12 protein-coding genes and 1 riboswitch are annotated in these 12119 nt (G+C 43.3%); of the genes, 4 read left to right on the top strand and 8 right to left on the bottom strand.

All coding sequences use genetic code 11. The features are described from left to right. Nucleotides 1–52: 52 nt before the first annotated feature. A riboswitch (cyclic di-GMP riboswitch) is annotated at nucleotides 53–164 on the bottom strand. 109 nt (nucleotides 165–273) lie between these two features. Further along, a complete protein-coding gene (locus DXX94_RS00320; protein ID WP_258872053.1) occupies nucleotides 274–879 on the top strand; it encodes an RNA-binding S4 domain-containing protein in 606 nt (201 codons plus the stop codon). A 51-nt stretch (nucleotides 880–930) separates the two neighbouring features. Here DXX94_RS00320 and DXX94_RS00315 read toward each other — a convergent pair whose 3' ends face one another. The 3 genes from DXX94_RS00315 to DXX94_RS00305 all read right to left on the bottom strand — a co-directional run bounded on the left by DXX94_RS00315 (nucleotide 931) and on the right by DXX94_RS00305 (nucleotide 3639). Beyond that, a complete protein-coding gene (locus DXX94_RS00315) occupies nucleotides 931–1416 on the bottom strand; it encodes a GNAT family N-acetyltransferase (protein ID WP_116013123.1) in 486 nt (161 codons plus the stop codon). Nucleotides 1417–1516: 100 nt separating this feature from the next. Further along, the gene (gene fghA / locus DXX94_RS00310; RefSeq protein WP_116013122.1) at nucleotides 1517–2353 is read right to left on the bottom strand and encodes an S-formylglutathione hydrolase; all 837 of its coding nucleotides are present in this window, start codon (nucleotides 2351–2353) and stop codon (nucleotides 1517–1519) included. Between the two features lie 137 nt (nucleotides 2354–2490). Next, nucleotides 2491–3639, bottom strand: a complete 1149-nt coding sequence (locus DXX94_RS00305) for an S-(hydroxymethyl)glutathione dehydrogenase/class III alcohol dehydrogenase (RefSeq protein ID WP_116013120.1) — start codon at nucleotides 3637–3639, stop codon at nucleotides 2491–2493. A 192-nt stretch (nucleotides 3640–3831) separates the two neighbouring features. On the opposite strand from DXX94_RS00305, the gene DXX94_RS00300 reads away from it, so the two are divergent. Further along, nucleotides 3832–4725, top strand: coding sequence for a LysR family transcriptional regulator (locus DXX94_RS00300; protein ID WP_116013119.1), 894 nt, complete (start codon nucleotides 3832–3834; stop codon nucleotides 4723–4725). A 20-nt stretch (nucleotides 4726–4745) separates the two neighbouring features. On the opposite strand, the gene DXX94_RS00295 is transcribed toward DXX94_RS00300, so the two are convergent. The 4 genes from DXX94_RS00295 to DXX94_RS00280 form a co-directional block, all read right to left on the bottom strand. Then, nucleotides 4746–5582, bottom strand: coding sequence for a PhzF family phenazine biosynthesis protein (locus tag DXX94_RS00295; RefSeq protein WP_116013117.1), 837 nt, complete (start codon nucleotides 5580–5582; stop codon nucleotides 4746–4748). Nucleotides 5583–5616: 34 nt separating this feature from the next. Next, nucleotides 5617–6003, bottom strand: coding sequence for a tautomerase family protein (locus tag DXX94_RS00290; RefSeq protein ID WP_116013116.1), 387 nt, complete (start codon nucleotides 6001–6003; stop codon nucleotides 5617–5619). Nucleotides 6004–6077: 74 nt separating this feature from the next. Beyond that, entirely contained in the window at nucleotides 6078–6503 is a 426-nt protein-coding gene (locus tag DXX94_RS00285) for an HIT family protein (protein ID WP_116013114.1), read from the bottom strand. Between the two features lie 121 nt (nucleotides 6504–6624). After that, nucleotides 6625–7113 carry a GFA family protein gene (locus DXX94_RS00280; protein ID WP_116013113.1) on the bottom strand — a complete coding sequence of 163 codons (489 nt, stop codon included), beginning with the start codon at nucleotides 7111–7113 and terminating at the stop codon, nucleotides 6625–6627. 442 nt (nucleotides 7114–7555) lie between these two features. Between DXX94_RS00280 and DXX94_RS00275 the strand changes: the two genes are divergently transcribed. Further along, nucleotides 7556–8614 (top strand): Kelch repeat-containing protein, encoded by a 1059-nt coding sequence (locus DXX94_RS00275; protein ID WP_374188842.1) that lies wholly within the window; start codon nucleotides 7556–7558, stop codon nucleotides 8612–8614. A 210-nt stretch (nucleotides 8615–8824) separates the two neighbouring features. Further along, nucleotides 8825–10534 carry a proline--tRNA ligase gene (locus DXX94_RS00270; RefSeq protein WP_116013111.1) on the top strand — a complete coding sequence of 570 codons (1710 nt, stop codon included), beginning with the start codon at nucleotides 8825–8827 and terminating at the stop codon, nucleotides 10532–10534. Between the two features lie 185 nt (nucleotides 10535–10719). Here DXX94_RS00270 and DXX94_RS00265 read toward each other — a convergent pair whose 3' ends face one another. Beyond that, on the bottom strand, nucleotides 10720–12042 hold the full coding sequence (locus tag DXX94_RS00265; protein WP_116013110.1) for a hypothetical protein: 1323 nt from the start codon (nucleotides 12040–12042) through the stop codon (nucleotides 10720–10722). Nucleotides 12043–12119: the final 77 nt, after the last annotated feature.

Here is a 12119-nt window from a genome sequence, read left to right as displayed (position 1 = left end):
CAAGTCAAAAATATAAGTAAGTACTTGAAACGCACAAAAGGTCCCTGCTGCATTAGGTAGTACCGCTGTCGTAGTAGTTTATTCAACAAAAAAGCCTTTTAAATAAAAACCTTAGACCGATAACTTTGCGTAGCACCCTTTCAGATACCTTGCCGTTTCTTGCGGCGCGCAATTATACGCAAGGTAGTTTATTTAGCAAGCAGTTTTTTACATATTTTTACTGTTTTATCTCAATGTTTTACCAAAAAACTTGTCTACTTTTCACTCAACCTCATGAGTTTATTAGCAATGCAGCATTTTGACCCCTGTGATAAAATGCGAAAAATTTTTTATATCGCTGATAAAAATATGGCAAACGTCTACTTAGTTGAAATTGATCAACAACCTATCGAACTCTATAAACTCCTAAAAATTGCCGATTTAGTGTCTGGTGGTGGCGAAGCAAAAGTATTGATCGCAGAAGGTTACGTGTTGCTAAATAATGAAGTGGAATTTCAAAAGCGTAAAAAAGTTTACGATGGTGATTATATCCAACTGGGCGATAACATCATTGAAGTGCAATATGTTGCGCCTGAGTATGAACCACAGTTAGTTGAATCTGCTTTGCAAGAAAATGAGCTAGCAGAAAGCGAGCAAAAAACCAGCGACGGAGATGAACCATTTGCCTATCAAAATAACGAGCCTAAACCACACCAAGCAGTAACTAAACAGCAAGCATCTAGCAATAAAAAAGGCGGCGACAAATCAAAAGCACCTAAATCAAAAGCAACTAAACCAAAAAGTTCCGCTAACAATAAAGGGAATAAGAAAAAAGCAGCGAAAGAGCCAGACCAAAAAACGGATAAAAACTCAGGGAAAAGGCGCGCTATTTCGTTTTAACACGCCAACTATTTAAAGCTCCAATGGGCTAGGCTTAAATTGCAAAATAAGCTATTTAAGCTTTTTCTCCCAAAATTCGGCTTTGCCCATTGCAGGATCTAACTCATAGCCAGTAAAGCCAAACTTTTCATAGGCATTCATCGCCACTTTATTGCCTGAAAGTACTTCGAGTGTCACTTTGCTACAGCCTTTTTCTCTGGCAAGTGTTTCAACCGCAGCCAATAATTTTTGGCTTAAGCCTAAACCACGAAATTCGCTATTTACCGCCATATCGTGAATATTAAGGATAGGCTTGCAAGCAAAGGTAGAGAAGCTTTCAATACAGTTGGCTAAGCCCGCTGGCTGGTCATCCACATAGGCGATCAAGCTGGTCATAAAGTTGCGCTGTTGCAATGCTGCCGCCAAATTTTGCTTAGTATCCGGTGATAACGCTTCACCCCCCCCCATGGGGTCTTGAGCATATTGATCTAGTAATGCTATCAGCTCTGCCATTTGCTGTGCGTTGTGATAATCGACCTTACATATTTCGATTGTCATAAATTTCTATTTAAAAACAGTAATATTATCGCAAATAAGCTACCTGCTTAGCACAGATTGTCAACCCTTCACTAGGCTAACTCAGCGACTAAACCAACTGCTAACCTTGCAAATGCTTGGCGTGAAATATTAAATGGTCATCAATAAAGCTGGCGATAAAGTAATAACTGTGATCGTAGCCCGGCTGCATACGCAAGGTTAACTTGGAGCCATGTTGTTCAGCCGCAGCACTTAGTGCCTCAGGCATTAGCTGTTCAGTTAAAAACTGATCGGCATCACCTTGATCCACTAGCATAGGCAGTTCAGCTTTATCTTGGGTGAGTAAGTAACTGGCATCATAGTTTTGCCAAGTTGATTTATCAGTGCCTAAGTAAGCACTAAACGCTTTTTGGCCCCAAGGGCAGCGCATTGGGTTAGCAATTGGGCTGAATGCCGAAATTGAGCGATAGGCCGATTGATTTTTCAAACCTATGGTAAGTGCACCATGGCCCCCCATGCTATGCCCAGAGATTGATTTCACTGACGTAACTGGAAAGTTCGCTTCGATTAATGCTGGCAACTCTTGAGTGACGTAATCATACATTTGGTAATGTGCAGACCAAGGCGCTTGTGTGGCGTTGAGGTAAAAACCTGCCCCCTGCCCTAAATCATAGCCGTCAACATTTGCCACGTTTTCACCGCGCGGGCTGGTATCAGGGGCAACAATGGCAATGCCCAACTCTGCGGCTTTGCGAAACGCTCCGGCTTTGTGCATAAAGTTTTCATCAGTGCAAGTTAGGCCCGATAGCCAATAAAGCACAGGAACAGGGCTGTTTGCGCTTGCCTGTGGCGGCAAGTAAATAGCAAAACGCATAGCGCAATTAAGGCTGTTCGAGTCGTGCGTATATTGTTTTTGCCAACCGTTAAATACTTTGTTTTGACTGATATTTTCAATCATTTTTGATGTCCTTAGATGGAATTCTTGTAATAAAAAACTCAGAGGCTAATCGCTAACATCTGAGTTTTTAATAAATCTAAATCATATTAACCATCGATTTATATGGCTCGATTGTCCATTCACCTTCTTTATTCATCTTATTTATTCATATGAACGACCGAACGAATACTTTTCCCTTCATGCATTAAATCAAACGCGTGATTGACTTCATCTAAGCCCATGGTATGCGTAATAAACTCTTGTAAACCAAATTCGCCAGCCATGTAACGCTCAACAATTTCTGGCAACTCAGTGCGCCCTTTCACACCGCCGAATGCCGTACCACGCCATACACGGCCAGTGACTAACTGGAACGGGCGGGTAGAGATTTCTTGACCAGCACCCACCACACCAATAATCACTGACTCACCCCAGCCTTTGTGACAACACTCTAACGCTTGGCGCATCACGTTAACGTTACCGATGCATTCAAATGAATAATCAACGCCGCCATCCGTCATTTCAACAATTACTTCTTGAATTGGCTTATCAAACTCTTGCGGGTTAATCACATCAGTAGCGCCCAATTGTTTTGCCAGCTCAAATTTACTGTCGTTAATATCGACGCCAATAATGCGGCTTGCGCCCGCCATACGTGCACCAATAATCGCTGACAAACCAATACCACCTAAACCAAATATGGCCACCGTATCACCTTGTTCTACTTTGGCAGTATTCAGCACAGCGCCCATGCCAGTGGTAACACCACAGCCAAGTAAACATACTTCTTCCAGTGGTGCATCTTTATTCACTTTCGCCAATGAAATTTCAGGTAATACCGTGTATTCAGAAAAGGTTGAGCACCCCATGTAGTGATAAATTGGCTCACCATCTATGTAAAAACGTGTGGTGCCATCTGGCATTAAGCCTTTACCTTGAGTTTCACGCACCGCCTGACACAAGTTAGTTTTACCTGATTTACAGAACTTACATTCACGACATTCTGCGGTATACAGTGGAATAACGTGATCGCCAACGGCTACGCTAGTGACACCTTCACCGACCATTTCAACAATACCGCCACCTTCGTGACCTAAAATTGATGGAAAAATACCTTCCGGGTCTTCACCTGATAACGTAAAGGCATCGGTATGGCAAACGCCCGTGGCGACAATGCGCACTAACACTTCGCCCGCTTTTGGCAACTGCACATCCACCTCTTCCATTTTTAGCGGTTCGCCTGCCGCCCAAGCGACTGCGGCTTTAGATTTAATAAATTCTTGTCCAGGTTTGATATCAAGTGCCATAAGGGTTTCCTTTTAATATTTTGCTTACGCTATGTGCGAGCTAACGTGCTTTGCTAACTAAAGCTCAGTCTATATTGCATAGTATAGCTATTTCTTATTTATTAATAATCCACCTATTTCACAATTTATTTTTACGCATTTGTAATAATCAGTTAAGCTTTTGCTAAATAAACGCTAGGCGAAATCATTGATATGGCAAATTGGGAAGGAGTAAGTGAGTATGTTGCCGTGGCAGAAACAGCTAGCTTTACCTTGGCAGCCAATAAACTCTCAACCTCAGTCGCACAGGTTAGTCGACGAGTATCGGCGTTAGAAGAGCGATTAGCAGTAAAATTGCTACACAGAACCACGCGAAAAGTCACACTAAGTGAAGCTGGGCAAGTTTATTTTCAGCAATGTAAACACTTAGTGGAAGGGCTAGAAATGGCAGAGCTAGCCGTCACGCAAATGCAAACCTCCCCAAAAGGCTTAGTTAAAGTGACCGCTCCTGTCACTTATGGTGAGCAACACTTAGCACCATTGCTTAACCAGTTTTTAGCCCGTTATCCGCAAGTTAATATTGATCTTAACTTAACCAATCAACGATTAGATTTGCTGGAAGCGGGGATAGATTTAGCAGTGCGTTTGGGTCGGCTAACTGATTCCACTATGATTGCCAAACGCCTCGCCTCTCGCCAGCTTTATGTTTGTGCCAGTAAAAAATACCTTGAGCGCCATGGTGAACCCCATAGTTTATCTGAACTGGCACATCACCAGTGTTTGGTTGGCTCCGTTGAGCATTGGCGCTTTCAGGAAAACGCTAGGGAAAAATCAATTCGCGTTGCTGGCAGACTAAAATGTAACAGTGGCAACGCACTACTTGATGCGGCTAAGCAAGGACTTGGGTTAGTGCAACTGCCAGATTACTACATAAAAGACGCATTACAATCTGGTGAATTAATTGAAGTGCTGCATCAGTATCGTGACGACAAAGAAGGCATCTGGGCGCTGTATCCCAAAAATCGAAATTTATCACCTAAAGTCAGGTTGCTGATTGATTTTCTTGCCGAGCAAATTGGAAAGCCCGTAACAACACCAATAGGATAGCACCCCTAAGCTTGAAGCGGTTAATAAACAGTAATTGTCCCCTCAAGATAAGGTACGACTTTACCTGAGATAATGACTCGCTCACCTGTTAACTTATTCGTCTCTAGTCGGCATTTTAATATGCCGCCCCGTTTCGACGCTTGATAAGCAATAAGCTCAGTTTTACCCAGCTGTTCCGCCCAAAACGGTGCCAATGCCGTATGAATTGAGCCAGTCACTGGGTCTTCGTCACCGCCATTGGCTGGCCAAAAATATCGTGAGACAAAATCGTAGTCAGCTAGGTTATCGGCACTGGGCGCCGTTACCACCACATCGTATGGCGCGAGTTGTTTAATCAACGGGCTGTATTGGCTAACCGCTTTAACCTCTGCTTCCGTCTTATAAACTGCGATATAAGCTTGTTGATTCTTTAATACTTTCTCAGGCGCGAGCGATAGGCCATTAAGCAATGCATCAGGTACTTCACTAACAGGCGTTGGCATGCGGTTTGGAAAGTCCATATCAATATAACCGTCTGCACCTTGCCTAATCACCATAGCACCAACTGCAGGCGCAGAAATTGAACATTCGGTAAATTCTGGATTTTTGGAGAAGATCACCCAAGCGGATGCTAAGGTGGCATGACCGCAAAAGTCGATTTCCATCAGTGGTGAAAACCAACGAATGGCATAATGATTGTGCTTACCCGAATTTTTGCATTCTGGCACTAAAAAGGCAGTTTCTGAGAGATTGTTTTCCGCGGCAATCGACTGCATTAGTTCTTCTGACAACCAGCTATCAGTAATGATCACTGCCGCTGAATTACCGCCAAACTGTTGCTCGGCAAAGGCATCGACAATGTTGATAGTAAGCTTCACAAATAACTTCTCCTAAAACCTTAAATTCTTTTTATTACACTTGTACTTTGTAGGAAAGATCTTGCACTTCATCACCTGTCATACCGCGAAAGCCCCATTGGTAAGGCGCTTGTTCTTTGATGGTAATTTCAATATCGATTGGCGCAATATTTAGCTTAGTTTCCAACAGGTGAAACAGCGTCTTGATTAATCGTTTTTGTGTCTCTGGCTGTCGACCCGACATCATATTAATCTCAATAACAGTGTAAGCATCGCTGCGGCCAGCAGGATAGTAATAATCTTCTTTTGCTAATGGAATAAAACGTTGTGCGCGTTTATCTTCCGGCATACCCAGCACACTTTGCATACATTGATGCACAATGTCTGAAAGCTCAGCTTTGATTGGATTCAAACGCTCTTTAATGCCATAAATAACAATCATGCTCTGTACCGATTAAAAATAGTCATGCTTTTGAATAATTACGGTAGATAAAATTTGGGCGATTTCGACGCTAGCTACGCTAAAAAACGTTTAATTTTATCAGCAATTGTAGTTAGCTCTTGCTGATCGCCCATCTCTACCGCATGTCCTTTAATCCCGGTCGCATTTAAAATTGAGCCCGGTAAAATATGAAAGTGGAAATGTGGCACCGTTTGCCCTACTTCCGCGCCATTTAATTGGAACAAGGTAAAGCCAGTTACGCCCATTGCTTGCTCTACCGCCTTGCCTACCTTTTGCACGGTTTTCATGCAGGCTAGTGATGCTTCATCCGATAATTCATGCACTGTCATTGCAGCTTCTTTGGGAATGACCAAGGTATGGCCGGGCATTTGCGGCATAATATCCATAAATGCCAGTGTTTTATCGTCTTCATACACCGTGATGCACGGCGCTTCATCACGAAGAATTTTGGCAAAAATATTGTTATTGTCGTAGCTCATTGAAAATTTCTCTGTTTGAATTAATAGCGTTAAATTTTGTCGCTTTAATTTGGCTTATGAAGATTCGCCCATTAGCATAGGCTTTTATTTCGCTCTTATCTGCGCCGCCTTATCTCGGTCACTATTGTCCGCGCCAGAGTGCGGGAATCAGATGTTTTGCAAACGCTAGCTGACTAGCCAGATATCCTTGGTATTTAGGTAATGCGTCATCAATATCCGCGACGCGTTTATCATAAAAAATATGCAAAGATGGCGCTGGCACTATGCTTTGATCAGCAATACGCCTCGTTGGCACAAAAATCGTTTTAGGAATGGGAAAAAGCTGCAAGTACTCAATCGATAACTGCTGACACGCATGACAGTAGCCACGCTGCAAAATAGGAGGGAATTTCACTGAGCGGTAATCCACTGTCCCTTCTGCTGGTTGCGTCACATCATGCACGCGAAAAAGCAAAATATCGGAATAAGCGGCTTTATTCGCCGCTTGGCAAATTGTGCAATGGCAAATTGCCCTCAGCAAAGGTTTACCAGTTACCTGATAGCTAACCTCACCACATTGGCACCCGCATTGGCATCCGTATTGATAGCCTATTTGATTTTCAGTTTGCATTTAACACTTCCATGATGCATCGCTTTACATACCCTACATTTGTTACCATATTTTTGGGGCTTGTCGAAATGGCTATCACTTTTGCTAGTAGTTTGAGTACGTTAGCAATATTAAAAGTGGCTGACAATAGTTCTGGTGCAATGACTAGTCTCTGAAAACAAGTCATACAAGTTGTCAAGATAAGCATTTTCAAGGGAAAAATGGTAAGGTGCAGATAATTATTAATGTAGCGTTAAACGCTAGCCGATTTAAGTCAGTTTAACTTTCACTAAAACTTAACTTAAATTACGGAAAAGAATAAAGATAAAACGATACCGTGATTAAACAAAACTCAACTATTCGAAAATCAACTATTCGAAAATCAACTAGTCAAAACTCAACTATTCAAAGCGGCTTACCGATTTCTACTTCATTAACTTTTCACCCTAATTGCAGCTCGGGTATTTTTTCTGCCTTAGCACTTGCCTTAGGGAGTTTATCGTTTACTGCTAGTGCTGCAAATTTACCCAGCCTGCCAGAGCCTATTGCCAATAATGCCGTAACTAAAATAACCGCTAAAGGCCATGACTATTTTCTCTCGTTTAATGGGCTAACCTCTGGTAAAGACTATCAAGCGGTCACCAATAAAGCCTTTATGCTTAAAGTTGGCGATAACAACTGGCAAACCATTAAGCCTGTGCCAATTGAAACGCCGGTGAATGGCTTAGTTGGTCGGTTAGCATCGGTCGCGACCAGTATTAACGGTAAAGCTTACGTGTTCGGTGGTTATACGGTGGCAAAAGATCACAGTGAAGTGTCGGTGCCGGATGTTTATTCATTTAACCCACTAAGTAAATCCTATCGTCAATTAGCCCCCATGCCAGTACCTGTTGATGATAGCGTCGCACTGCCCTATCAAGATCGTTACATCTATTTAGTCAGTGGTTGGCATAACGATGGCAATGTTAATTTAGTACAAGTTTATGATGTTAAAAACGACACATGGCAACAAGCGAGCCCGTATCCTGGCCGCCCGGTATTTGGTCAAGCAGGTGCAATTGCCAACAATCAGATGATTGTTTGTGATGGCGTGCGAGTTGATGTCCACCTAGAAAAACGCCGCTCATACGCTGCCGAACCAGCGTGTTATCTAGGCAAAATCGGTGACAAATCCCCTTATAAAATTGACTGGCGTAAAGTTGAGCACCCAACAGGAACTGCTCGCTATCGTATGGCTGCCATTGGTGACGATGCTACGAATTCGGCGTATTTTGTCGGTGGAAGCGACAATCCTTACAATTATTCAGGTATTGGCTATAACGGCGTACCAAGTGAGCCAGATAGCAAAGTTTGGCAGTTTAAGTTTAGCGATAAACAATGGCAGCTTAGCAATACGAAAACCGCGACCATGGACCATCGCATGCTAGTGAAACATCAAGGTCAATTGCTAACGGTTGGCGGCATGCTTAAAGGCCAGGAAGTTACCGATAAGGTGATTGTGCAGGCAAACCTAAGTAAATAATGTTTATCTAGGTATTGTAAAGGCCAGGCAACAACGGCTTAAACATTGCAGGTTAAACAATAGCCACAACAATCACTTGCCCAAGCTTTAGCCTGCGTTAGCATAAATCACAGAAATGCCGATAAATCTGATTATCGGCATTTTTTTTCCTTGTTTGCCCTGCTAGAATAACGCCACTTTTTTTACCCTCGCTTTTCGGAAAAATTTTCAATGCGTACCAGTCAATATTTAGTTTCTACACTAAAAGAAACCCCAGCCAGCGCTGAGGTGGTCAGTCATCAATTAATGTTACGAGCGGGTTTAGTCAGAAACGTTGCTTCTGGCTTATACACTTGGCTGCCGACAGGTTTAAAGGTATTGCGCAAAGTCGAAAATATCGTCCGTGAAGAAATGGAACGTGCTGGCGCTATTGAAACCTTAATGCCGATGGTACAGCCAGCGGATCTATGGGAAGAATCTGGCCGTTGGGACGACTATGGCCCAGAGCTACTGCGTCTGAACGACCGTCATCAGCGTCCATTCGTATTAGGCCCAACGCACGAAGAAGTGATCACTAAGCTGATTAGCAACGAGATTGCTTCGTACAAACAATTACCACTGAACTTGTTCCAAATTCAAACTAAGTTCCGAGACGAAATTCGCCCTCGCTTCGGTGTTATGCGTGGCCGCGAATTCTTAATGAAAGACGCTTACTCATTCCACACTACAGATGAGTGTTTAAAAGCAACCTACCAAGTAATGTTTGATGCATACTGCCGCATTTTTGAGCGTTTAGGCTTAGAATTCCGCCCAGTAATTGCTGATAACGGTTCAATTGGTGGTGAAGGTTCACACGAGTTCCACGTACTTGCCGATAGCGGTGAAGACGATATCGCGTTCAGTGATGCTAGTGATTTTGCGGCCAATATTGAAAAAGCAGAAGCATTAGCGCCTGCGGGCGAGCGCCCAGCAGCAAACGCAGAATTAACTAAGGTAGAAACACCTGATGCAAAAACTATTGCAGCAGTAGCGGAATTCTTAAAGGTTCCAGCAACGTCAACGGTGAAAACCTTATTGGTACTTGGCGCGGCAGAAGAAGGCGAACAAGCACCTGTTATCGCATTAGTCTTGCGTGGTGATCACGAGCTTAACGAAGTTAAAGCAGAAAACTTACCGCAAATTGCTGCGCCATTAACGTTTGCTACAGACGAGCAAATTTTAGCGGCAGCAGGTTGCAATGCTGGTTCAATTGGCCCAGTTAACCTTGATATTCCTGTGATTGTTGATCACAGTGCTACTCACCTAGCTGACTTTGTTTGTGGTGCAAACGAAGATGGTTACCACTTCACTGGCGCTAACTGGGATCGCGACGCAACCAACTACACAGTTGAAGATATTCGCAACGTGGTTGAAGGCGACCCTAGCCCATGTGGCCAAGGTAACATAGTGATCAAGCGTGGTATTGAAGTCGGTCATATCTTCCAACTTGGTAAGAAGTATGCTGATGCCATGAACTGTGGCGTACTAACAGAAAATGGCAAGCACGAAACATTAACCATGGGTTGTTACGGTATTGGTGTTTCTCGTATTGTTGCGGCTGCTATTGAGCAAAACCACGACAAATACGGTATTAAATGGCCTGCAGCGATTGCGCCTTTCCAAGCGGCAATCGTTCCGATGAATATGCACAAATCAGCACGCGTACAAGAAACTGCTGAGCAGCTTTACAGCCAATTGCAACAAGCTGGTATCGAAGTGCTATTTGATGATCGCAAAGAGCGCCCAGGTGTTATGTTTGCCGATCATGAGCTGATGGGAACACCATTATTACTGGTTATTGGTGAGCGCAACTTAGACAATCAAGAAATCGAAGTGAAAAACCGTATCACTGGTGAAAAAACGATGGTTGCGATTGCAGATGTGATGTCCTATTTTGCGTAGTGACTTTGCATAGTGAGCTTGAGTAGTTCGCTTGAATAGTGAGTTTGCATAGTTAGAATTTCTGACTAATACAAACTAGCGAAGCAAATACGCTGGGCAAACAAAGCCAGCATAAGCCTTACTTTTTTTATAAGGCATAATGCTGGCTTTTTAATGCCTTCAATTTTTCTTTATATTAGCAACCTTTAACGCCAGTGATGCTGGTATAGGCTTAAGGTTTTTAGTCGGCTATCGATATGTGTCAGCATTTGCTGATAGTTACTAGAGCTTACTCCTTGGTAATCTTTGCTAAAACGTTGTTCGTCCATCCCTTCAGCTAAGCCTTGAATGGTTGGTAACAGCTCTTGATCGCCGACCTTAGCTAAAACAGTCTGTAACTGTTGAGCTTGTGCCTCTGAGTAAGTTGCCATCATTGCTAAGCGTGTACCTGCTCGGTCAGCCATTAGATCGGCAAAGCTAAAACCACTACCCCCTTGGTTGATATCCAAAAACTCTTTGAACTCGCCCAGCGCGTCGCTTGCCTGGTCATTGCTTAATAATTGCAGTGCTATCGAATAAATAAAGTGCTGCTGTAAATCACCCCGACCCGCTAAGGTAATCACTTGGCGATGGCGCGCCTGCCTAACCCGTTGTCGCCAATCAAGCTGAGCAATATCACCTACTAGCAAGGCCATTCGGTCATCACCGAAATACAGCACCAATGCCACTAAAAGCGCTTTGTTTTGCTCAATATATGATGTCGGCAACGCTAGCTGATTTTGCTCGTTGGCATAGTTAAAAATATGATTGATATAATGATGAACTTTGCCATTAATGGGTTGATGATTGGCGAATGTCAATAGCTCTTGATAGTACATGGTGATCATTGCTTTATCGCCAAATAGCGCTAGCTCATCGCGCACCTTGGCAAGTAAAGATGCATCTTGACGCAGCGCAAGCACTTCTTTATCAACATTTAAACCAACCACCAACTGATTGGGTGATATGGCAACTTGTGTAACGGTGTTTAGGAGCTTATCTGTAGCTCCCTCACCAACATAATAATCAACTAGCCAGCGCATTAAACGAATGGTGTTAGTACCACTTAGCGACAACCCACCAAACTGAACTCCTGCCAGCTCAAGCCCTGTTTCCGATGGCAACAACGTCGCACTAACATTAACAAACTGTTGATTTAGCGGCTTAGGTAAACCAACGGAACCAAGCAGCACTGCGCCGTGTTCAGACAATGTAATATTAAGCGCTGAATTTGGTACCGCGCGGTGAAAAAGCGCTGTTAGGCCATTTATTTCGGCTTGCGTTAATACCAGCTTGGTTTGTTGCTCGCCATTACGCCAGGTATCAGCTATGCGCTTAGCAAGGCGCTTACTGTTATCAGCATGGCTAGCAGAAATTTGGTGTTGCTGGTAAATCAAAGGTTCGCTATCAACTAACAGCAGCGCCAAGGAAAAGATGCCGACTAGCAATAGTAAAGGTAGCAAGAGAATAAATTTTACGAGTTGCTTCAAGAAGGGAATAACCGATTTACAAAATTTTTTAATGCTAAATTTATAGCGGTTGTTGGGCTTGGAGTACAGCGGTATTG

It is taken from the genome of Thalassotalea euphylliae, assembly GCF_003390375.1.
Taxonomy (GTDB): Bacteria; Pseudomonadota; Gammaproteobacteria; order Enterobacterales; family Alteromonadaceae; genus Thalassotalea_F; species Thalassotalea_F euphylliae_A.
This window is presented reverse-complemented; position numbering and strand designations above follow the sequence as displayed.